Source organism: Flavobacterium commune, assembly GCF_001857965.1.
GTDB lineage: Bacteria > Bacteroidota > Bacteroidia > Flavobacteriales > Flavobacteriaceae > Flavobacterium > Flavobacterium commune.
The window spans coordinates 3100644-3125210 of the sequence record NZ_CP017774.1; the positions used below are offsets into that span (position 1 = coordinate 3100644).

Annotated in this window: 18 protein-coding genes and 1 other RNA gene; 14 read left to right on the plus strand and 5 right to left on the minus strand. The window is 34.1% G+C overall.

The window, feature by feature from the left end; translation table 11 throughout:
* Positions 1-4 precede the first annotated feature (4 nt).
* From BIW12_RS12945 to BIW12_RS13005, 13 genes are all read left to right on the plus strand, one after another.
* Positions 5-2665: a glycoside hydrolase family 3 N-terminal domain-containing protein gene (locus BIW12_RS12945; RefSeq protein ID WP_071185498.1), complete on the plus strand. Its 2661-nt coding sequence runs from the start codon at positions 5-7 to the stop codon at positions 2663-2665.
* A 321-nt stretch (positions 2666-2986) separates the two neighbouring features.
* Complete coding sequence (locus tag BIW12_RS12950; protein WP_071185499.1) at positions 2987-6076, plus strand: SusC/RagA family TonB-linked outer membrane protein; 3090 nt, start codon at positions 2987-2989, stop codon at positions 6074-6076.
* Between the two features lie 18 nt (positions 6077-6094).
* The gene (locus tag BIW12_RS12955) at positions 6095-7660 is read left to right on the plus strand and encodes a SusD/RagB family nutrient-binding outer membrane lipoprotein (protein ID WP_071185500.1); all 1566 of its coding nucleotides are present in this window, start codon (positions 6095-6097) and stop codon (positions 7658-7660) included.
* Between the two features lie 137 nt (positions 7661-7797).
* A complete protein-coding gene (locus BIW12_RS12960; protein WP_071185501.1) occupies positions 7798-8520 on the plus strand; it encodes a copper homeostasis protein CutC in 723 nt (240 codons plus the stop codon).
* An 85-nt stretch (positions 8521-8605) separates the two neighbouring features.
* Complete coding sequence (locus tag BIW12_RS12965) at positions 8606-9934, plus strand: sugar MFS transporter (RefSeq protein ID WP_071185502.1); 1329 nt, start codon at positions 8606-8608, stop codon at positions 9932-9934.
* A gap of 20 nt (positions 9935-9954) precedes the next feature.
* The gene (locus BIW12_RS12970; RefSeq protein WP_071185503.1) at positions 9955-11007 is read left to right on the plus strand and encodes a sialidase family protein; all 1053 of its coding nucleotides are present in this window, start codon (positions 9955-9957) and stop codon (positions 11005-11007) included.
* A 33-nt stretch (positions 11008-11040) separates the two neighbouring features.
* On the plus strand, positions 11041-11373 hold the full coding sequence (locus tag BIW12_RS12975) for an L-rhamnose mutarotase (protein ID WP_071185504.1): 333 nt from the start codon (positions 11041-11043) through the stop codon (positions 11371-11373).
* A gap of 67 nt (positions 11374-11440) precedes the next feature.
* Positions 11441-12382 (plus strand): M20/M25/M40 family metallo-hydrolase, encoded by a 942-nt coding sequence (locus BIW12_RS12980; RefSeq protein WP_071186412.1) that lies wholly within the window; start codon positions 11441-11443, stop codon positions 12380-12382.
* A gap of 250 nt (positions 12383-12632) precedes the next feature.
* Positions 12633-13421 carry an SDR family NAD(P)-dependent oxidoreductase gene (locus BIW12_RS12985; protein WP_071185505.1) on the plus strand — a complete coding sequence of 263 codons (789 nt, stop codon included), beginning with the start codon at positions 12633-12635 and terminating at the stop codon, positions 13419-13421.
* Positions 13422-13649: 228 nt separating this feature from the next.
* Complete coding sequence (locus tag BIW12_RS12990) at positions 13650-14456, plus strand: phytanoyl-CoA dioxygenase family protein (protein ID WP_071185506.1); 807 nt, start codon at positions 13650-13652, stop codon at positions 14454-14456.
* 127 nt (positions 14457-14583) lie between these two features.
* Positions 14584-15270 carry a CDP-alcohol phosphatidyltransferase family protein gene (locus BIW12_RS12995; protein WP_071185507.1) on the plus strand — a complete coding sequence of 229 codons (687 nt, stop codon included), beginning with the start codon at positions 14584-14586 and terminating at the stop codon, positions 15268-15270.
* A gap of 1 nt (position 15271) precedes the next feature.
* Positions 15272-15703: a GtrA family protein gene (locus BIW12_RS13000; RefSeq protein ID WP_071185508.1), complete on the plus strand. Its 432-nt coding sequence runs from the start codon at positions 15272-15274 to the stop codon at positions 15701-15703.
* Between the two features lie 18 nt (positions 15704-15721).
* Complete coding sequence (locus BIW12_RS13005) at positions 15722-16300, plus strand: DUF4833 domain-containing protein (protein WP_071185509.1); 579 nt, start codon at positions 15722-15724, stop codon at positions 16298-16300.
* A gap of 62 nt (positions 16301-16362) precedes the next feature.
* Here the strand turns inward: BIW12_RS13005 and ssrA are convergent.
* Positions 16363-16760, minus strand: a transfer-messenger RNA (tmRNA) gene (ssrA, locus tag BIW12_RS13010).
* A gap of 89 nt (positions 16761-16849) precedes the next feature.
* Positions 16850-18067, minus strand: coding sequence for a serine hydrolase domain-containing protein (locus BIW12_RS13015; RefSeq protein WP_071185510.1), 1218 nt, complete (start codon positions 18065-18067; stop codon positions 16850-16852).
* Positions 18068-18291: 224 nt separating this feature from the next.
* Here BIW12_RS13015 and BIW12_RS13020 point away from each other — a divergent pair, with 224 nt between their 5' ends.
* A complete protein-coding gene (locus tag BIW12_RS13020) occupies positions 18292-19491 on the plus strand; it encodes an NAD(P)-dependent oxidoreductase (RefSeq protein ID WP_071186414.1) in 1200 nt (399 codons plus the stop codon).
* A 109-nt stretch (positions 19492-19600) separates the two neighbouring features.
* Here BIW12_RS13020 and fumC read toward each other — a convergent pair whose 3' ends face one another.
* The 3 genes from fumC to BIW12_RS13040 all read right to left on the minus strand — a co-directional run bounded on the left by fumC (position 19601) and on the right by BIW12_RS13040 (position 24537).
* A complete protein-coding gene (gene fumC / locus BIW12_RS13025; RefSeq protein ID WP_071186415.1) occupies positions 19601-20986 on the minus strand; it encodes a class II fumarate hydratase in 1386 nt (461 codons plus the stop codon).
* A gap of 583 nt (positions 20987-21569) precedes the next feature.
* On the minus strand, positions 21570-24104 hold the full coding sequence (locus BIW12_RS13035) for an outer membrane beta-barrel family protein (RefSeq protein ID WP_071186417.1): 2535 nt from the start codon (positions 24102-24104) through the stop codon (positions 21570-21572).
* Positions 24105-24186: 82 nt separating this feature from the next.
* Positions 24187-24537, minus strand: a complete 351-nt coding sequence (locus BIW12_RS13040; protein WP_071185512.1) for an ArsC/Spx/MgsR family protein — start codon at positions 24535-24537, stop codon at positions 24187-24189.
* Positions 24538-24567 lie beyond the last annotated feature (30 nt).

The following is a 24567-nucleotide window of genomic DNA, read 5'->3' on the forward strand; positions in this document are numbered from 1 at the left end:
CTTTATGTTAGTAATAAAAGTAAAAAAGATAAGTCTTGTTTTAGTAGCGTTTGTAGGTTTTAGCAGCCTTAGCTTTGCTCAAAAAAAACTACCTTATCAGGATTCCAAATTAGAAGTTGAAGCGCGGGTAAAAGACTTGTTGAGCCGAATGAGTCTGGAAGAAAAAGTACGTCAAATGGATATGTACAAAGGAGAATTTTTTAAAGAAAAAGAAGATTTCTCTAAAACGAAATCCAATGCTAAAATTGGAAAATTAGGAATAGGAGCCATTCATGATATTTATCCTCGTTCGGCAAAAATGATTAATGATCTTCAAAAAGAAGTGATTAAAAACAACCGTTGGGGAATTCCAGCATTGATTATGTGTGAGATGCTTCACGGTTATTTAGACGATGGAAGTACCGCTTTTCCTATGAACATTGGTTTAGGAGCTAGCTGGGACACTAATTTAATGGATAAAGTAGGTAAAGTAATTGCTACCGAAGCCAGAGCGCACGGCGTTCATTTTGGCCTTGGACCCAATTTAGATTTAGGTCGCGAACCAAGATGGGGAAGAGTGGCAGAAACTTTTGGTGAAGATGCTTACTTGAACAGCGAAATTGGTTTGGCAATGATTAAAGGAATGCAAGGCGATGATTTAAAATCAGATCGTTCGATAATTGCTGAACCCAAACACTTTGCTGTTCACGGAATTCCGCAAGCTGGAGGAAATTCTTCTCCTATTCTAGTGGGTGAACGTTCGGCTCGTGAAGATCATTTACCATCTTTTCAAAAAGCATTTACAAAAGGCGGAGCGTTAGGAACCATGTGTGCTTATTCTGAATTAGACGGGATTCCTTGTGCTGCTAATCATTGGTTGTTGACTGATGTTTTACGAAAAGAATGGGGTTTCAAAGGAATTGTAGTTTCTGATTTGGGAGCTATCAAATACCTTCAAACTACACATTATGTTACCAATTCTCCAAAAGAAAGTATCCGTGAAGCAGTTGCTGCAGGAGTGGATATGCAATTTTATGATTTTACCAATGAATTTTGGCAACAAAGCCTGATTGAATTGGTAAATGAAAAGAAACTGACTATGGAGCAAATTGACCGTGCGGCTGGTGGTGTTTTACGATTGAAGTTTATGTTAGGTTTATTCGAAAATCCATATACTGACAAAAATCTAATTAAAGAGCGTTTTCATACCAAAGAAAATCAGGACATCGCCCTTGAAGCAGGACATAAATCGATGGTTTTATTGAAAAATGAAAACAATCTTTTACCTCTGAAAAAAGATCTTCAAACTATTGCTGTTATCGGACCTAATGCCGATGCATCAAGATTAGGAGGCTATGCAGTTAAAAATAAAGTAGGAACTACAGTTCTGGAGGGAATCAAACAAGTGGTGGGTAAAAATAGCAATGTACTTTATGAAGAAGGTGTTCCTTTGATTGTAAAAGGGCAAATTATTCCGTCTAAATATTTATTTACTCCTGATGGTTCTCAAAACGGATTAAAAGGAGAATATTTCAATAATAGAAATGTGGAAGGAACTCCTGCATTAACGCGTATTGATAGTCAATTAGAATTTGACTGGCCTTGGAATCCGGGTTTAGGGGTAAATGATGATGATTTTTCGATTCGCTGGACCGGTTACATTCAATCCGAAAAATCCTTTGACGGTTGGTTAGGCTTAAGTTCTGATGACGGAATCAGAATGTGGATTGACGATCAATTGGTTATTGACAACTGGACAAAAGGAGCAACAAGTATTGTTACCACTCCAAAAAATATTGAGGCAGGAAAAAAATACAAAGTCCGCATTGAAATGTGGGAAGGCGGCTGGGGAGCCCGAGCGCATTTGCGTTGGAACTTAGATAAGATAAACTTCCAGCCAGCAATTGATATTGCTAAAAAAGCCGATGTTGCCGTTGTGGTTTTAGGAGAATCAAACGAATTAGTGGAAGAAAACAGAGATGTTGCTTCTTTAGATTTACACGGAATGCAACAGGAATTAATTGAAGCGATTCAAAAAACAGGAACACCAGTAGTTTGTGTGTTGTTAAACGGTCGTCCGCTTTCTATAAACTGGATTAATGAAAACATTCCAGCTATTGTGGAAGGTTGGTTTCCAGGAGAAGCAGGAGGAAAAGCAGTAGCTGATGTTTTGTTTGGAGATTACAATCCAGGCGGAAGATTGCCGATTACTTTTCCAAAATCGGTCGGGCAATTGCCTATTTATTACAACCAAAAACCATCTGCAATCCATCGTTATGTTTCTGAAAGTGAAAATCCGTTGTATACTTTTGGATACGGTTTGAGTTATACCACATTCGAATATTCGAATTTAACTTTAAGTACTTCCGAAATTAAAGCTGACGGAAGCTTAAAAGTAAGCGTCGATGTTAAAAATACCGGAAATTATGATGGAGATGAAGTGGTGCAATTGTACATTAATGATGTGTATAGTTCCGTAACAACTCCTGAAAAAACATTAAAAGGTTTTAAAAGAGTACATATCAAAAAAGGAGCGACTGAAACGGTAGAATTTACTTTAACTCCTGACGAATTGGCTATTTGGAACCGGGAAATGAAAAACGTAGTAGAACCTGGCGATTTTGAAGTAATGGTAGGAGGAAATTCAGTAAATTTAATGAAGTCAAAGTTTAAGGTTTCAGAGTAAATATTATTGTTTTAGGAAAATCAAAAAACTTATTTTTTATAAAAATGCTAAAAACATTAACCTTTAAAAAAAGGTTAATGTTTTTTGTTTAGTATAAGTTTAGTTTTGTTGTGAAATAATTAAAGCTATTTGTAATTAGTTGATAATTGTTTATTAAACCAGCTTTTTGTCTAAAAAAAACGAGAAATTAGACAAACACCTTTGCAAATATGTCATTGGTCGAAATTATATTCCAGTAAGGATTTATAGTGATAAATTTAACAAAGTATTAACCCTGAGGTTAATTCGAATAAAGAGAAATTAATAACTAAACACCAAATTATGATTCAAAATGTATTAAAACTACTGTTTGTGTTTTGCTTGTTCGGCTTTCAAAACGTTCAGGCTCAAACTACAGTGAAGGGAACAGTTACAGATGCCAAAAGCGGTTTTCCACTGCCGGGAGCAAACATCGTTGTTAAGGGGACAACAAACGGTATATCATCAGATATGGATGGTAAGTATAGTATTAGTGTTCCTAACCAATCGGCAATTTTAGTCTTTTCCTATATAGGATCAGCATCAAAAGAAGTTGTTGTAGGGAACCAGACTATTATAAATGTATCATTAACAGAGGATGCTGAACAATTAGGGGAAGTTGTTGTAACAGCCTTAGGTATTAAAAGGGAGAAAAAAGCAATTACCTATTCGGCACAAAATGTTAATGTAGATGAGATTTCTCAAGCAAGATCATTAAACGTTGCGAATTCACTTTCGGGAAAAGTAGCAGGTCTTAATTTTTCTACTACTTCAAATGGTGTAGGAAGTTCGTCCAGAATTACTTTAAGAGGAAATCGATCGCTTAATGGAAATAACCAGCCTTTGTATGTGGTGGATGGTGTACCGTTAAGTAATGGTTCTACAACCGATAATTCTGATGTAGATACAGGGGGAACAACACAGCCGGACGGAATTTCAAACCTTAATCCCGAAGATATTGCTTCGATGACTGTACTTAAAGGACCATCAGCAGCAGCTTTATATGGTTCCAGAGCGAGTAATGGAGTTATTGTTATAACAACTAAATCCGGTTCAAAAGGAAGAGATATGCAAATCTCTGTTTCTTCTAATTTTATGGCTTCTTCAGCGTATAATTTATTGGGATTACAAAATCAATATGGACAAGGAGAAAGTGGCGTATATAATGCTACATCAGAATCGAGCTGGGGAGGACGTTTAGATGGAAGTCAGGTTTCTGCCTGGCAATTAGTGCGTAATCCTAACTATTCTGGACCAGCAACTAGTAGTTATTCTGCTCAGCCTAATAATGTTAGTGATTTCTTTAAAACGGGCTATAATTTAGCCAACACTTTGTCTATTTCGACAGGTTCTGATAAAACTCAGGCTTATTTTTCATATACTAATACCGTTGCTGAAGGTATTGTAGGAGGAAATAAATTAGGAAGGCATAATGCTAACTTAAGATTGACTAGCGAGTTGACAGATAAATTGTCTTTGGATGTGAAAACGAATTATATCGTTCAAAATATCGATAATATTTTAAGAACAGGTGAAGAATCTATAGGTACTTCCCTTTATTTATTACCAAGAAGTTTAGCTCATAGTGATTATAAAAATTATGAATATACAGATGCTTTAGGACAAAAACAGCAAAATTATTTTATTGATGAAGTAGGACAAGCAGGAGGAAATCCATATTGGTCAGCTTTGCGCGATAATTCCCGTGAAGATGAGCGAAATAGATTTATTGGTTTTGCTTCCTTGAAATATAAATTCACTAACGCATTAAGTTTACAGGTAAGAACAGGTTTAGATCAAACATCAAACAAAATTTTTTCCAGAAGATATGCTACAGACAGGTTTAATCAAAATCTTGGAAGCTATGCAGAATCATTAGAAACAGTAAGAGAATTAAACTCTGACGCATTATTAAGTTATAATACTAAGTTTGGGGATTTTTCTTTAACAGCCAATGCCGGTGCGAGTTTATTGAAACAATCAACATCAACATTATCTTCTGGCGGAGTATTAAGCAGAAGGAATTATTTTTCTTTGTCAAATTTAAGAACTCCGGGAGCAACATCAAATCTTAGTGAAAAGCAAATTAATTCACTATATGGTTCGGCTCAGTTAGGGTATAAAAACTATTTATTCTTAGATGTTACAGCCAGAAATGACTGGTCTTCTACTTTACCGGAAGATTATTTTTATCCATCTATAGGTCTTTCCAGTGTGATTTCCGATATCGTTGAATTGCCTGAAGCGATTAGTTATGCTAAAGTAAGAGCTTCTTTTGCTCAAGTAGGTAATGATACAAATCCTTATGGTTTAGTTCCTCAGTTGTCATACATAGGAGGTAATGGTGGTATGGTTTATTCTCAGACTACCGCTGCTAATCCAAATTTAAAACCAGAAATTTCAAGTTCGATGGAGTTTGGTACGGAGTTAAAATTTCTAAAGAATCGTTTAGGATTAGATGTTACTTATTTTAAAACAAATACTAAAAACCAAATTTTTTACATTAATACTCCTGAAGCTTCCGGATATTCCAGAGCTAGTGTAAATGGTGGAGATATTGAAAATAACGGTGTGGAAGTTATGCTAACTGCAACTCCTGTTGAAACAGATAATTTTTCATGGGATATTACAACCAATTTTGCATCTTATAAATCAAAAGTGAAATCTATTTTTGAAGGAAGAGATGAATTAGTACTGGGAGATGGACGTTTAGTGAGAAGCAAAATTATTAAAGGTGGCGAATATGGTGATTTGTATATCAAAGGTTTTCAAAGAACTGATGACGGAGAAATCATTGTGAACTCAGCCGGTTTACCACTTGCAACAAACAGTTTTGATGTACTTGCGGGTAATTTCAATCCTGATTGGACAGCCGGATTTAAGAATAATTTTAGATACAAAGATTTTAACTTAAGTTTTCTAGTAGATTTTAGAATTGGAGGAGAAGTAGTGTCATATACCCAAGCTAGACAAGCAGGATTGGGAGTAAATACAATGACACTAGCAGGTAGAGAAAATGGATTTATTGTTGATGGTGTTGTTTCAAATGGAAATGGCGGTTATACTCCTAATACAGTAACAGTATCTGCCGAAGAATATTGGACATCAGTAGGGCAAAGAACTCCAATTGCTGAACCATTTATTTATGATGCTACAAATATTCGATTAAGAGAACTTGTTTTAGGATACACAATGCCAAAAAGTTTATTGAAAAACTCTGCTTTTACTAGTTTCAATGTGTCATTCGTTGCGAGAAACTTATTTTTTATAGTAAACAAAGCAAAATATTTTGACCCGGAACAAGGAGCAGGTACAGGAAACTTACAAGGTGTAGAATCTTTCAATATTCCTTCAACAAGAGATTATGGAGTGAATGTGAAATTTGGATTTTAATTTTTAAAAAAAGATAGGATGAAAAATAGTTATAAAATTAAAACAATAGCAGCATTATTGACTGTTAGCGTTTTTTCAAGTTGTACAAAAGATTTTGATGAAATAAATACCAATAAAAATACCTTAACAGCCGATCAGTTAGACGCCTCTTTAGCAGGTCCTGCTTTTGCATCAGCTTTGTATGCGGGAATTCATAATGGTTCTTATTCTTCTCCTGGTGTAGATGACCAAGGTACTTGGGGTATTGCTACCGGTATTATATCTTCCACTTTTGTTCAATACATGAATACAGGATATAGTACAGACAGAAATGCTTTTGGATCTTTTGGAGAACGTGGTTGGTTACGATTTTACACTGTTGCAGTTCCAGCATTGAATAATGCTTTTATAGCAGCTAAAGACGATGCAGATGCAACGGCAATTTTAAAAATTTGGAAAGTTTTTATGTTCAATCAAATGACTGATCATTATGGACCAATACCTTACACAGAGGCTGGAAACGGACTTCCGAAAGTTGCTTATGATAGTCAGGAGTCTATTTATGAAGATTTCTTTAAATTGTTAGATGAAGCAAATGCCACTTTAAGCACTACATCAACATCAACTGTAGGTTTGTATTCGGTTTCTGACCGAATCTTTAATGGTAATGTTGCTAATTGGAGAACATTTGGAAATAGTCTTAGATTGCGTTTAGCATTACGTATTTCAGATGTACAACCTGATAAAGCCAAAACACAAGCTGAAGCTGCTGTTGCTGCTGGGGTTATGGAATCTAATACACAAAGTGCGACTTTTAAGGTTAGTGATATTACTCCAAATAACTTAAACATGATTGTAAATAGTTGGGGCTATTTTATGACAGCATCTATGGAAAGTATTCTTAAAGGATATAATGATCCAAGAATGCAAAAATGGTTTGCACCGAATGCTGATGGAATTTATTTAGGTAAACCGGCAGGAGGCTTACAAAGTCAATTTGGAACAACTAAGTTTTCTCCATTCAGTGCTGCTTTAGCCGGAGACTTTCAAAATTCGAAAGCTATTGAAATTATGATGGCTTCTGAGTGTTATCTGAATAGAGCAGAAGGAGCTTTGAATGGATGGAGCATGGATGGTAATGCTAAAAGTTTGTATGAAACAGGAATTACTCTATCGATGAATCAATGGGGGATTACAGATGCTACAGCAATTAGTAATTATATTGCGGGAACTACAACACCTGTAGTACCAGCTATTACTACTTTATATCCTAGTTTAGATTTATACACACCTCCAGTAACTGTTTCAGTTGCTTGGTCTGGTACTGTAGCGGATCAACGCAAACAAATTACAGTTCAAAAATATTTGGCTTTATTTCCGGAATCCTGGGAAACTTGGGCTGATTTACGCAGAACAGATGTTAGTGTAGTTTATCCATTATTGAATACTGATAATGTGGATGCAGGTGTTGGTAAAAGCTTAATGAAAAGAGTCATTTATACTACTAATGAATATTCTTCAAATAATAGTGCTGTACTTGATGGAATTGTAAAATTGGGAGGACCGGATTCAGGCGGTACAAGACTTTGGTGGGACATTGATTAAGATGTTAATACAAATAAAAAAGTTTATCACTTTTATTTAAAAAGATTAAAAGGAGAGCCAGCTCTCCTTTTGTCTTTTATAAGATTAAAATCAAGATGTATTCATTATGAAGATTATTCGATAAAAGGTTAAAAAATATGTTATTAGAAATTTGTACCTCGTCTTATCAATCGGCAATTAATGCGCAAAATGCAGGAGCTCACAGAATAGAATTGTGTTCCGAATTAGCGGTTGGAGGAATTACACCTTCTTATGGATTACTTAAAAATGTGTTAGCAACTGTAACAATTCCTGTCAATGTGTTGATACGACCACGAAGCGGCAATTTTACTTATTCTGAAGAAGAATTTGCTATCATGAAAACCGATATTCAACTGTGTAAAGATATGGGCTGTAGTGGTATTGTTTCTGGTGTGTTAAATCCTGATAACACTATTGATATTGTAAGAACAAAAGAATTAATCGAATTATCAAAACCATTGGAATTTACTTTTCACCGAGCTTTTGATTGGGTTGAAAATTCTTTTGAAGCCTTAGAACAATTAATAACAATTGGAGCAACGAGAGTGTTGACTTCAGGAAAAAAACAGACCGCTCTTGAAGGGATGAAACTTTTGAAAGTGTTGAAAGAAAGAGCAAAAAATAAGATTATCATTCTTCCGGGAGGAGGAATCAATAAAAAGAATGCCTTCTTATTTAAAAATAAGAAATTTAAAGAAATTCATTGTTCAGCTTCAATAATAAGCTATCAAAAAACGGATGAAAAGCTGTCCATGAACAATCAAAAATTATTTGACGATCGTATTATTGTTCATTCGGATAGCGATACAATTACAGCTATTTTGGATAGTATAAGTTAAATAATAACTGCTTTTAATTAGAAAATAAAGATTTGAAAAATATATAAGAAAACAATTGAAATTATTAAAAAATAAATGAATACTTATGGAAATTAGTATAGCATCTTCTAAAACAAAAAACACTACGTTAATTCCAATTATAATTATAGCTGGGCTATTTTTTATATTTGGATTTGTAACCTGGATTAATGGAGCTTTAATTCCGTTTATGAAAACCATAAACGAATTGACATCAGCGCAATCTCTTTTGGTTGCTTCGGCTTCTTATATTTCTTTTGTGGTGATGGCATTGCCCGCTTCTTATATTTTATCAAAAATTGGATATAAAAAAGGAATGTCTTTAGGGGTGTTTATTATGGGGTTAGGCGCTTTGGTTTTTATACCCGCTGCCGAGGCAAGAACCTATTGGATGTTTTTGACTGGAATATTTATTCAGGGTGCAGGGATGACTTTATTGCAAACAGCATCCAACCCTTATATTACTATTCTTGGGCCTATTGATAGTGCTGCAAAACGCATTTCCATTATGGGAATTGCCAATAAAGTGGCAGGAGCTTTAGGTTCGCTTATTTTTGGAGCATTACTTTTATCAGGGATTGATGAAATTAAAGAAAAACTAAATGTCGTGAGTGCTGCTGAAAAAGCAGAATTATTAAACACCATGGCCGATAGTGTCGTAACACCTTATGTGGTAATGGCTTTGGTTTTATTTATTTTGGGAATATTAATTCGAAAAGCACCATTGCCAGATGTAGAAGCGGAACCAATTGAAGAACCAAAAGACGGCAGCACCACTAAAACGAGTATTTTTCATTTCCCACATTTATGGCTTGGAGTATTAACTCTTTTTATGTACGTAGGTGTTGAGGTTATCGCTGGGGATACTATTATTGCTTATGGAATTTCATTAGGTATTCCAGTTGCTGATGCCAAATTTTTTACCACATTCACCTTGATGGCTATGGTAGCTACTTATGGTTTGGGAGCGTTCTTAATTCCTAAATACATTACACAGACTTTAGCTTTAAAACTTAGTGCTATTTTAGGAATCGTATTGTCGTTTTGTATTGTTTTTACCGATGGATTTACTTCCGTATTATTTGTAGCAGCATTGGGTATGGCTAATGCTTTGGTTTGGCCTGCGGTATGGCCTTTAACTTTAAAAGGTTTGGGAAAATATACTAAAACCGCTTCGGCCTTATTGATTATGGCTATTTCTGGTGGTGCCATCATTCCACCTTTATACGGAAATTTGGTCGATGCCAATAAAGCCGATTATATAGCTCAAGGAATGAATGAAGCCCTAGCTACTGCAACCGCTTCAACTAAAGGATATTGGATTTTATTGCCTTGTTATCTTGTGATTTTATATTATGCAATAGCAGGACATAAGTTGGGCTTAAGTAAAAAATAAATTAATAGTTAAAATTTACAATGATTTTTAAATTGAAATATTCCATCTTTTTAATGCTTTTGGTTTGTGTTGCCTGTACTTCGGTAAAGCAGTTGCCAAAAGTGTATTCGATCAACAATACTTTTATAACAACGCAGCCTATTACGACTAACAGTCATGCTGTTACTTTAGTTGAGGTAAAGCCAAATGAAATTATAGCGGCATGGTTTGGTGGAAAATACGAAGGTGCCAAAGATGTTGGGATTTATTTTTCTAAATACAAAAATAAGAAATGGTCTGCTCCACAAAATTTGGTTCCGCCCTATATCCAAAAAGGAGATACTTTGCCTTGTTGGAATCCTGTTTTATTTAAAAGCAAAAGCGAAAAATTATACTTGTTTTATAAAATTGGAAAAAATCCAAGAGAATGGTTTGGAGCAATGATAGTATCGGTTGATGATGGAGCAACGTGGAGTGTTCCAAAATTGCTCCCAAAAGGTATTCTTGGTCCTATAAAAAACAAGCCAATAGAGCTAACTACCGGAGTAATTTTATGCGGAAGTAGTAATGAAAGCGTTGAAAATAATGAATGGAGAGCTCATGTAGAAACCTATGATGAGGCTACTGAAAAGTGGACAAAAATTACTATCGAAAACAAACAAAATTTTGATATTATCCAACCCACATTTTTAGTGCATTCGAATAAAAAAGTGCAGATGCTATTTAGAAGTAAGCACAATAAACTGATAACGAGTTGGTCAGAAGATTATGGTAATAGCTGGAAAAATACCGATAGCATTGCTGTTGTCAATTCAAATTCGGGTGTTGATGCGGTTACTTTATCTAAAAAATCGTTTTTATTGGTTAACAATCCATTAAAACAAGGAAAAGATTGGTTTAATGGACGCAACGTTTTAGATGTAGAGCATTCAAAAGATGGAATTCATTGGCAGAAATTATTCGATTTGGAATACCAGCCTGAAGGCGAGTTCAGCTATCCGGCAATTATCCAAACTTTAGATGGAGAAATTCATGTTTTATATACTTATAATCGAAAGTATATCAAGCATGTTCGCTTTAAAACAGCAAAATAAAAAAGAAATTGTAGTTATATAAAAAAATAAATGATGAAAAAATATTGTCTGGCATTAGATTTAAAAGACGAACCTAATTTAATTGAAGAATACAAAGCCTTTCACCAAAATGTATGGCCTGAAATTATTGAAAGTATAAAAGAATCAGGAATTAGAAATCTGGAGATTTATACTATTCAAGATCGATTGTTTATGATTATCGAAGCAGAGGCTCATTTTTCTTTCGAAGAAAAAGCAAAATTAGATGCAACAAATCCAAAAGTTCAAGATTGGGAAGAATTAATGTGGCGATTTCAAAAAGCACTTCCGGGAGCTCAGCCTGGCGAGAAATGGCTGTTGATGGATAAAATTTTTGAACTCAGGTAATTTGAGTTTTTTATTAAAAAAAGAAATGATGTTGTTTTTAAAAAAATCAAAATTCAAGTTTTTTTTCATGATTTCGGTATGCTTTACCGTTAGTGTTGCTGCTCAAAATAGCCGTTTGGAAAAAACATTTTACAAACACGATAAATATCTTTCATCAGATAAAATGCAAGGGCGATTTCCCGGGACGAAAGGTAATAATGAGGCAGCAGCTTACATTAGAAAGTATTTTCAGAAATATGGTCTGGAAAAATTTAATGGCAATTATTATCAGTCTTTTCAATTGTTTGTAAAAGAAGGAATCAATAAGATGAAATCGGATACTGTTACAACTCAAAATGTTGTGGGCTATATTGAAGGTTCAGATGAAAAACTAAAAAAGGAATTTATAGTAATAGGAGCGCATTATGATCATTGGGGATGGGGAGGAATTGCTTCTGGCAGCAAAAAAAAGGATACAATGGCAATCCACAATGGAGCCGATGATAATGCTTCTGGTGTAGCTGCTTTACTATGTATTTTAGAGAAAGTTTCCAAGTCTAAAGTAAAATCTAAAAGGAGTATTATTTTTGTTTCCTTTAGTGGGGAAGAAGAAGGTTTGTTGGGATCCAAATATTTTGTAAATCACTTACCAATTCCAAAAGATGCGGTCAAAGTAATGCTCAATATGGACATGGTAGGTAGATTAAATGCCGAAAACCAAATTTTTATGGGTGGTGCTGGAACTTTTCCTGATGGTGTTGAACTAATGAAGAATTTAGCAGAGAATAGTGGTTTAAATCCCGTTATTCATGCAGGTGGAGTAGGCGGTTCTGACCATGTGTCATTTTACAAATCTTCCATTTCGGCTGTAGGATTTCATACAGGCGGACATCCGCAATACCATACTCCTGAAGATGACATTGAATTGATTAATTTTAGAGGCGGAGCTTTGGTTTCTCAATATATTTATAATGCTCTAATTTCAATTGCAAATTATGCGCAACCATTGGTTTTTATCAATCGGGATTAAAAGTTCATGTAAAGCGAAGTTTTATTTTTATCAATATTTTCCGAATAAAACTCAATAACAAACCCTTAAATAATTGCTGTTTAAGGTTTTGTTCTTATGGTCCGACCAAAAAAATGGCCAACCATTTTTAGAGGATTTACGGAGATTGCTAGGAGTTGGTAGTTGAATATCATTTTAGTCTTTTTTTTAATAGTAATTCTATAGTATTAGTATATTATTAATTTCTATATTTGTTGATTAAATTAATAAAATGAGCGAAAAAACGAAACCCTACGCCTTAATTACCGGTGCCAGCAAAGGCATTGGAAAATCTATTGCTTATGAATTGGCTAAACAGGGTTATCCACTATTGCTTGTTGCAAGAAGTGACGAGGAATTAAAAGTACTATCTGATGATCTTCAGCTTAAATACGGCATCAATGCTGCTATTTTATCGATTGATCTTTCGACAAATGGTGCATCGCAAAAAGTAACCGATTGGATTAAAATGAATAACTATCCAATTGGTATTCTAATTAACAATGCTGGTTATGGTGTGTGGGGCTATTTTAGTCAGTCTTCTTTAACCGATCAGCTTGGTATGATGCAGCTAAACATGAATGTAGTTGTTGAACTTTCCCATTTATTAGTACCCATACTTTCCCAAGAAAAACAAGCCTACATTTTAAACATATCGAGTACTGCTGCATATCAGGCTGTGCCAACGCTAGCTGTTTATTCAGCTACAAAGGCTTTTGTTTTATCGTTTACGCGTGCTTTGCGTTTCGAACTTGCCCAAACTTCAATTTCAGTAAGCTGTTTTAGTCCAGGTCCGGTTGCTACTGGTTTTGCCGAAAGAGCTGGCTTAAACGCCTTAAGCAAAATGGCTGAAAAGTTCAATATGCAGCCAGATGAAGTTGCAAAAATGGCAGTAAAAGCCATGTTTAGCAAAAAATCAGAAGTTATTCCTGGTTTCACAAATATCATTTCGGTTTATGCCAACCGTATATTACCAAAGGTATTTATCGAAAAAACTGCAGCTGGGATTTATAAAATTTAATTTTTTCAAAAAATAATAAAAAAATATTTTTTGCAAAAGAGAAATTATAGTATGTTTGTATTAAATTCTACTAAATATATAGAATATGTATAATAAAAGAAAAAATATGTTTAATTTTCCTAAAGGTCGAATGCACGCAAATACACTAATGTGTTGTTGCTGTTGTTGTTATTCTGTTTTAGATAAAATTACAAACTATATTATTTCATTTATTAAATCTATATTATCATGGTATCTTCTTATAAAACCTTTACCCTTACTGAGCAATTAACTAATGAGCAAATTGCCTTTTTTAACGAACATGGCTTCATCCATTTCAAAAAATTTATAAATCCGGAAACTGTTTCATCAATCATTGATGCCTCGAAACAAGTACAGCAAAAATGGATTGACAATAACCTTCAAAAAGTAAATGGTGTTCCAATTAAATATGGAAAAGACTTAGATGGTTCTCCTATTGTACAACGTTTTGCTTTTATCAATCAGCATCATCAAACCTTAAGCGGTCTTTTACTTGATCTAAGATTTAATGGTTTATTACCATTAGCAGGTGAGGGCGCAAGATTAGGTACCGAAGAAAAAGACGGAATGGTTTTTAATCATTATATCAATGGGCCAGAAAGTAAATTTGCTAAAATGGGCTGGCATACAGATGGTTTGAGAGATATTTTTTATGGTGCAAAATTAAACCCGATGTTAAATGTGGGCATTCACTTAAGCACTTTAAAACCCGAAAACGGCGGGCTTAAAATCATTCCGGGTACTCACAAACAAAGTGTTTATCAAATGCTTTTCCGTAAAAAGTACTTTTTAGATCATAATGCCGATCCGGAGGAAGTTTCCATCATTCCAGAAGCTGGAGATTTAACTATTCACGATGGACGTTTGTGGCATAGAGTTGCCGAATCATCTATCCGTGGCGAAGAAAGTAGAAGGAGAGTCATTTATATTCCAATTATAGCAGGAAAATATGCTCCTAAAAACGAGAATAGTCCAACGGTTTTCTATCAGCGTTTTGCTGGAATTGTTAAGTAATCATGTTGTTTATCCTCGCATATAGTTATCTGGTTAGATCAGGTAAACTAAAAGGTACCACAGATTTTCTTAAAAATACTCGAAGAAAAATAAAGTTGAAAATTGTAAAATTAGAATTGGGTTATTAATGGGAACTGAAACACAGCTTGAAGATTTTAGTACAATTGCACAAAGAACATTTTCGGATCGTAAGCGGACTAATATTTTAAAAAAAGCAGAACAGCTAACGATTGTATTTTTGCTTCCAAAGGTGCCTAAATTCATTTCACCAAACTTGCTCACTTTATTAGGTACACTTGGTTCGGGGTTCGTTTTTCTAGCTTTTGTTTTGGGGACTTATTTAACAAATTGGTATTTGCTTTTGGGTATTATCGGTTTGGCTATAAATTGGTTAGGTGATTCTTTAGATGGAAGACTGGCATATTACAGAAATATTCCACGCCGTTGGTATGGTTTTGCACTCGATATTATTGCCGATTGGATAGGTATTGTACTTATAGGCTTTGGCTACTACATTTATGCTAAAAATGGCACACAAATAGTAGCCTTTGCTTTTGTTGCATTGTATGGTTGGTCTATCATCATCAGTCAGTTACGCTACAAAATTACAAATGAATACAGTATAGATTCTGGCTTTGTTGGCCCAACAGAACTTAGATTTATTATTGCTTTAATTTTAATTACAGAAGTTTTATTTAAGGGATCAATAACCTATTTGGCTGGCTTAATTACTATTGTGTTATTTATAATCAATATTATAGATAGCTTAAAACTTTTAAAGTTAGGCGATTTAAGAGATAAAAGTCAGGAATGATATGTTCAAAAAGAAATCCATTTTAACTTTTCTACAAGCACAAGTTGCGGCATTTGTAGGCGGTATTACCGATTATGGCTTAATGATTTTATTGACAGAAGTAGTTGAATTGCATTTTAGTTTTTCTATTCTAATCTCTGGAACCGTAGGTGCCATTATCAATTTTAGCATCAATAGATTCTGGGTATTTAAAAATCAATCTGGTTACAGCAGCCACATCAATAGTCAGCTTTTTAAATTTGCGTTGGTTGTATTGGGAAGTATTTCCTTAAAATCATTTGGTACGCTTATTTTTCAAAAATTATTTCAAATCGATTATAGAATCGGAAGATTAATCACGGATTTGTTTGTTTCTTATGGATTTAACTATCCATTGATTAAATATTGGGTTTTTAGAGTAAAGAAAAACCCGAATGTAATCGAATCAAATTAGTCTGAAAAATATTTAGTTATGAATAAATTACAATTTAAAAAAAATATAAAATTATTAATCGTTCTAACGATCTTAGTAAATATAATTTCCGGAAATCTATTGGCACAATCCAAAAATCCATCGCCATTACATTTTCCAACGCCGAAAAATATAGATAATATGCTATTTTACATTCAGCGGGATCCAAATATAAACACTGCTATTTATGCCATAAATTACCAGGAAAATGGAAAAATAAATAAAAGCAATCCTATAAAATCGTATTGGATTCGATATGCTGAGAAAGGAGAGAAAAAAGATTTTAGTTACGTACAACGCAAATTTGCATACGGAATAGAAAGTAAAACTTTAAATAATGAGGAGTTTAAGCTTCAGTTTGTATCGTATAAAAAGTTACCCTTAACCTTGAAAAAGATAGATTCAGATCAGAAATATCATGTTTTTGTAAATGTAAATCAGAAAAAAATTCAAGTAGAAAAAATATTTGTACGTATTGAAGGAGGTTCTTTTTGGCTACCAAATGTGAAATATGCCGAAGTTAGCGGAATTGATGCTATCTCAAATAAAGCAATTACTGAAAGAATCGTATTAAATTAAGATACCAATATGTTAGATAAATTAAAAAAGAAGGCAGAAAATCATATAATTTTCTGCCTTTTCTGTGGAGTCGGGGAGAATCGAACTCCCGTCCAAACAAGCAACTAAAGAGCTTTCTACACGCTTATTTCCTGATTGAATTTTCGATGCTAAGCAAGGCCAGAAACAGCCACTTAACACTTATCTTCTTAATTTTCGAAAACCACCCGAAGCTCATGGAAATCTAGGTTTATTTTTACGGTTCCCCTGAACTGAACGCCACAAACCAAGGCTTTCAAGGAGAATCCAGCTTCCCTACCTTGTAGGGACGTGGCGCAATCGTACTATAATTCGGATTATGCAGCTAAAGCGTAGTTATTTTCGCCGTGTAAAAGTTCGAGATCTTATATTTACGAGCAAGGTCTCAATGCTCGACGTGCTTACTGTTCAATTCGACTTGCTGTCAAAACCAGTCGACCCCAGTTTTTTTGTACTCAAAAAAATTGAGAGTGCAAATGTACAATTTTCTACTTGAATATTTGTATTCGAATACAATTGTTAAAGCAAAAATTATTCCTCTTTTTCGTCTTTACTCAATTTGAATGGATAATCACCAAACAGAGGAGCTAATTTTTTAACCTGATAGGTTTTTGTTGTAAACTTATTCGATAAAGCAATAATGGTAAGCTGTTCTTTTGGCAAAGTAATATAAGAAGAGGTGTTACCATGCCACCATCCGTTGTGGAAATAGAAATTTTGTCCTGTTTCCCAATTAATCATTCGTATGCCCAGGCCATAATTTTTTTGACCTTTATGTTCATTACTAAAAGGAGTATATACTAATTTTAGTAATTTGGGACTTAAAAAACCGGGATTGCTTCTGGCCATATCAAATTTTAATAAATCTCGTGGTGTAGAATAAATGTTTTTATCCCCATAAATCGCATCAAGATAATCTTTACCAATTTCGACTTTATTGCCTTTATACGAAGTAACTGCAGTATCTTTGTCTTTTTCATAGTCAAAAACATAGGTGTGATTCATTCCTAATGGTTTAAAAATCATACGCTCCATGGCTTTTTTATAGCTAAGTCCTGTTGTTTTTTCTATAATTAGAGCCAAAACTGCATAATTAGTATTGCAATAGGCAAAACGGGTTCCTGTTCTGGATTCTAAACCAATATCTTTTGTAGCCATTAAATTTACAATGTCTTTATTAGACAAAATATCATGTCTATCCCAAACTCCGTCTTTTTTATCTGTAAAATAGGCGTAATTACGCATTCCGCTACGGTGATTTAAAAGCATTTTAACGGTTACTTCCGGAAAAGGAAAATTAGGTAAAATGGTATTTACTTTTTGGTCTAAACTAATTTTCTTAGCATCAATTAATTTTAAAACAGCCGATGCAGTTATAATTTTAGTTACTGATGCCAGATGAAGTGGAGTAGTAGCTGTAATAGGTCTTTCATCCCTAAAATTAGCCATTCCTTCGTATTTTTCAAAGATAATTTGACCGTTCTTTGCCACCAAAAAGCTGCCGTTCATACTGTTGTTAGGCCAGTTTTTATTATAAAAATGCTCGATGGCATTTCTTTTGGAGTTAATGTATTGTGCGGTTAATTTAGGTAACTTCTTAGTTGGAGGCTCCATGTGAGGGAGTGTGTCCTTAGGTAATTCGTTGTCAGAAAGTATTCCTTCTTTATTCTTTTGGTTACAAGAACTCAAAACCAAAATAAGCGAGAGTAATTGTAGTATATTTGTCTTTTTTATCAAAATCATTTTCATAGAGCTATAATGGCAAATATATAGAATCAAACGCTTTTGTTTTCTGTTTTTTTTAATGTTAACAGAATTTTTTGAAAGTTTTTAAGGAACTTTTTTCTATGTTTTTGGCTTTCAGCTTTTAATGTTTTTTTGGTAAAACAGAAATAATTAAACAACTAAAAATCTTGTTTTTGGATGTAGTAAAATACTGTTTGAAAACCAGAAATGATAAGGAATATCGAAATATGAAATTTGGAATAATAAGAGAACGAAAAACTCCAGCTGACAAAAGAGTGGTTTTTTCACCCGATGCATTAGTAAAATTAAAAACATTGTATCCTGAAGTGATCGTTAAAGTGGAAAGTTCAGCTGTCAGAACTTTTAGCGATGCAGAATATCAAATTTTAGGGCTTGAAGTAGCTGAGGATGTAAGTGATTGTGATGTTTTGTTTGGGGTTAAAGAAATTCCTGTGGAAGACTTGATCCCGAATAAGTCTTATTTCTTTTTTTCGCACACGATAAAAAAACAGCCACACAACAGAGCTTTATTACAAGGACTATTAGCCAAAAATGTTGATTTTTATGACCATGAAACTATTGTCGATGCTAATAATCATCGTTTAATTGGTTTTGGATATTATGCTGGAATGGTGGGTACTTATAACAGTATTCGTGCATTCGGATTAAAATTTGAATTATTCAAATTGCCTAAAGCCGAAACACTTTCCGGTAAAGAAGATCTAATTCGTCATTTAAAGAGAATCATTTTACCACCTATCAAGTTTGTGGTTACCGGAACCGGAAAAGTAGGCAGCGGTGTAAAAGAAATTTTAGATGCCATTAAAGTGAAATCGGTTACGGTGGAGAATTATTTGACTAAAAATTATACGCAGCCTGTTTATACTCAAATAGAAGCTTTAGAATACAACAAAAGAAAAGACGGAACAGTTTTAGAAATTGCTGATTTTTTTCAAAATCCACAGGATTATGAGAGTAATTTTGAGCGCTTTACAAAAGTGTCAGATATTGTAATTACAGCACATTTTTATGCGAATGGAGCACCTCAGATTTTGAGCAGAACAATGCTGCAATCTAATGATTGTAAAATTAAAGTAGTTGCCGATATTTCTTGTGATGTTAATGGACCAATTGCTTGCACCTTGCGTTCGTCAACTATCGAAGAACCTTATTATGGTTATTTACCAATAGAAAATAAGGAAGTAGATGTGTTTCATCCTGCTGCGATTGTGGTTATGGCAGTTGATAATTTGCCTTGTACATTGCCTAAAGACTCCAGTGAAGGTTTTGGTGCTATGTTTCTGGAGCATGTGATTCCTGCTTTTTTTAATGAAGATAAAGATGGGATTTTGCAGAGAGCCAAGATTACTGAAAACGGTAAATTAACGCCTAGATTTAGTTATTTACAGGACTATGTTGAAGTTTGAAGTTAGAAGTTATGAGACTTGCTCGATAAACTTTTTTACGCATAAAACGTACTTCTAACTTCTAACTTCTAACTTCTAACTTCTAACTTCTAACTTCTAACTTCCCACTTTAAACCATATCTTCTGGTTTTACCCAATTGTCAAAATCTTCCGCAGTTACATACCCCAAACGAATGGCTTCTTCTTTGAGAGTAGTTCCGTTTTTATGGGCAGTTTGGGCAATTTCTGCGGCTTTGTAATAGCCTATTTTAGTGTTTAACGCGGTAACTAACATCAACGAATTATCAACTAATTCTTTGATGCGTTTGTAATTTGGTTCAATGCCTTGAGCACAATGTTCATCAAACGAAACACAGGCATCGCCAAGCAATCGAGCCGATTGAAGAAAATTAGCAGCCATTAAAGGTTTAAAAACGTTCAATTCATAGTGACCTTGCATTCCGCCAACGCTAATGGCAACATCATTTCCCATGATTTGGGCGCAAACCATAGTCAAAGCTTCACATTGGGTTGGATTGACTTTTCCGGGCATGATGGATGAACCGGGTTCGTTTTCAGGAATCAGGATTTCTCCAATTCCAGAGCGTGGTCCCGAAGCCAGCATTCGAATATCATTGGCAATTTTATTTAATGAAACCGCCAGTTGTTTCAAAGCTCCATGCGATTCCACAATAGCATCGTGAGCCGCTAAAGCTTCAAATTTGTTTTGAGCACTTATAAAGGGTAATCCCGTGAATTGCGCAATGTATTCCGCCACTTTTACATCATAACCTTCGGGCGTATTTAATCCTGTTCCAACTGCTGTTCCGCCTAAAGCAATTTCGGATAAATGGGCTAAGGTGTTTTTTAGTGCTTTTAATCCATGATTTAATTGCGCCACATAACCTGAAAGTTCCTGTCCTAATGTCAGCGGAGTGGCATCCATTAAATGGGTACGACCTATTTTTATAACAGTAGCAAATTCTTTTGCTTTAGCATCTAATGTGTTTTTTAACTTTTCAATTCCCGGAATGGTGATGTCAATAATGGATTTATAAGCTGTAATGTGCATGGCAGTAGGGAAGGTGTCATTAGACGATTGGGATTTATTGACATCGTCATTGGCTTTGATAAATTGTTCTCCTTGACCAATTTCAAATCCTTGTAAAACTTGTGCTCTATTGGCAATCACTTCGTTTAGGTTCATGTTGCTTTGTGTTCCGGAACCTGTTTGCCAGATAACCAAAGGAAATTGGTCGTCCAGTTTTCCTGTAAGGATTTCATCGCAAACAGCCGCAATCGCATCCCGTTTTTCGATGGGTAAAACACCCAAATCACAATTGGTGTAAGCAGCCGCTTTTTTAAGATAAGCAAAACCATAGATAATTTCCACAGGCATTGATGCCGATGTACCTATTTTGAAATTGTTTCGGGAACGCTCGGTTTGTGCGCCCCAGTATTTGTCGGCAGGTACTTGCACTTCGCCCATGGTATCTTTTTCTATTCGGTAGTTCATAATCATCTTTGATTTGAGTTCGATTTTTTGTTAGAAGATTTATGTTAAACTTTTTTAATTAACAAAAAGCTGTTTAAATGTACGCATAAATGTATTTTTATTAAAATTGATTGTCGTTTTTATTGCTAAGAAAAAAATTAACCGTTACATTTGTGGCTACATTCAAAATTCCGGAAAACATGTTTGAATTTTCACAGTATTTAGGCTTTTTACTTTTCTTAACCATCCTTACTATGGGATTTTGGTTAATGTTTTTCTTGGTTAGCTTCGTATCTTACTGGGTAGGAGGAGCAGCTTGGGAGAGATTCAAAGAAAAAAAAGCAAAAAAACAACAATCACTATAAATTTTTGATTGTTCATAAAAAAGGATTCGTGAAAACGAATCCTTTTTTTATATGACCACTTTTGAATTTTACCATTAAGACATTAATATAAAGGTTTATTAGATTCTCTTATATGTATATGGTCTTTAATAAACTTTATTTCAAAAAGCTTTTAAAATAACTTCAATGGCTTACTATGTTTAAAAAAGTTGATTTAATGTAAATAAAAAAGACCCGTTTTCACGAGTCTTTTTGTTATATTATCCAGGGAATTCACCGCCGCCTTCGCCGCCGCCATCTCCATTGTTTTTTGGCATGTTTTTATCTTTGTCTGTTTTCTTCATGTTCAAACGGTAAGTGAATGACAAATTAAATTGTCTTCTTCTCCATTGAAATTCGTTGTACGAAGTAACACTTGTTAAATCAGTTTCTGACATCATTTTTCTGGAATTAAAAAGATCGCTTACGTTGAATGCAATTGTTGCCTTATCTTTCAAAATATCTTTACTGAAAGCCATATTTACCACATAATTCCCTAAACTTTTACCCTGAGCAGTATTTCGAGGACTAAAATACATTCCTGTTAATTGCCAATCTACTTTGGCAGGAAGTGTTAAACGCGAACTTAATCTTGAAAACCATGAAAAAGCTTCGTTGTCCAGTGATTGAGTAACATCATTTCCATCAATGTCTTTGTATGTGTTTTCACCAGTTGTTTTCGCACTGGAAAGATTGAAACTACTGTTGATTTTCCAAATTTTAAATGGACTGTAATTCAAAGTAAATTCGAAACCAATTTTTTGTTCTCTCCCTAAATTGATAGGAGTACTTAAAATTACAGGAGTTTCAGTTAATGTAGGATTGTCAATATCGTCATCAGTATTGTCAATCATTTCCTCTACAATATCACCGGTTGGAAAACGTACAAAAGAGAATACACTTTTAGTATTTTCAAAATAAATAGATGTATTCAAAGTTAGCTTTTCCCACTTTTTCAGATAACCTAAATCAAATTTGTCGGTAAAAGAAGGATTCAAATCAGGATTACCTCTAAATAAGTTGATATTGCTCGAATAGTTTGTTGCCGGATTCAAGAAACGCCCTCTGGGTCTTGATAAACGTTTGCTATAGCTTAAAGAAATACTACTTTCGTCTGATATTTCGTAGTTAATAAAGGCACTAGGAAATAAATTGTTGTATTTTTTAGTGTTAAAATCGTTAGTGTCTAATAAGTTTACGTCAATTTTAGTGTCTTCCCAACGTAATCCAAATAAGTATGAGAATTTGTTAGCCTTAAAACCATATTGTGCATAAAAGGCATTAATTTGTTCTTTGTATTCTAAGGTATTCGAAAGGTAACTGTTTTCACTACTGTTACTTGTAATATTGTATTTGCTGTCCAGATTGTTGAAGTTTCCTTTGTAACCGGCTTCAAACTGGCTTCCTTCTTTAAGCGGTAAAACATAATCAAGCTGCAATTGCAGTTGGTTTTGTTCTTCGTTATTTTTCGTAATATCATACTTAGGAGCAGTAGTGCTATTTAATATTTCGTCGGTAATAAGGGAGTTTTCGTTGTCGGTATTAGTAGCATAAGAGAAGTCCATGGTTAATTTATGCCCTTCGTTGTTGAAGTTTTTCAGAAAATTAGAAGCAAATTCTAAATCTCTACCGTTATCATCTCCTTCGCTTAAACGAGAACGTGTAGAAGTAAAATTTCTATTAGCATCAAATGAATTGAAATAAACTATGTCATTGTTTGATCCTCTGTTATCGCGGTAACTAACAGAGTTAGTCCAAAAAGTATTAGGAGCAACCGTCCATTCTATACCTGTTTTTGAAGAAATTCCTTTTCTAAGACGTTCGGTATTTCTGGTTTCGTCAATGTATTTGCTTATAGCATCACTAGAATCAAAATAAGTAGAATTGGTTTTACCTGATCCTTCGCTGGTTCTATAATCGTATCCGGTAGAAGTGAAAAAGTTTAACTTTTCGGTTTTGTAATTCAAATTAGCACTTAATCCATAAGTTTCAGGAATACCTACAGAAGTAATAAAACTTCCGTTGAAGCCCAGATTTTTTCCTTTTTTCAAAATAATATTCAAGATACCAGCACCACCTTCGGCATCATAACGGGCTGATGGATTGGTAATAACTTCTACTTTGTCAATAGCATCAGCAGGAATTTGGCGCAAGGCATCGGCCATATTCAAAGCATTCGAAGGGCGACCGTCGATAAAAATACGTACGTTTTCGTTTCCTCTTAAACTTACATTTCCTTCAACATCTACCGTAACTGATGGTACATTTTCCAGTACATCGCTTACCGTTCCACCTTTTACAATCATGTCTTGACCTACGTTATAGACTTTTTTGTCTAATTTAATTTCGACAGTCGATTTTTCGGCACGAACCACTACTTCGTTCAGTTGCGCTACATCTTCAGCCAGTGCAATAGTTCCTAAATCAGTATTTTTTTCGATGTTACGTTGATTGAACTGAATGGATTTGAAAGAAATAAATTCAATTTTTATGTTGTAAATTCCTTTGGCGACTTCAATAGAAAAAACACCTTTAGCATTTGTAATTCCACCTGCAATAGGTTTTGAACTTTTGGTATCAGTAATAGTTACTGTAGCGTATTCTAAGGGTTGTTTTGTTGTTTTTTCAATTACAGTCCCTGATATTTTTACTTTTTCTTTTGCCTGATCTACTGTTGGATCGTCTATTTTAGCAAAACTGCTCAGGCAAGTAAAAAGCAATGTGAGACTTAAAAAGAATCTTAATGATTGTCGCATTTTTTTAGAATTTATGTTTGTGTTAGGAATAGATAAACGCAAATAGGTTTAAAAGCAATATGTTAAATAAATATTAAATTGATTATAAGTCCTGAAAAAAAGCTTCGATTTTATCGGCTTCTCGGGCTATGATGGCTTTGTTTCCTTTGATAATGATGGGTCTTTCGATTAAAATTGGATTTTCAACCATTACTTTGATTATGGCTTCATCGGTCATTTGTTGATTTTTAAAATGATCAATCCAAATTTTCTCTTTTTGACGAATCAGTTCAATAGGTTTAAGGTTTAATTTTTCTATTAAAGCACTAAGTTCTTCATAATTAGGTGCTTCTTCAAGATATTTAATGATTTTATATTTCTGATTGGCATTATCTAAAAAAGCCAGACAATTTCTTGATTTTCCACAACGTGGGTTATGATATACTTCAATCATGAGTACTATTTTTTTAATTTAAAATAAAAA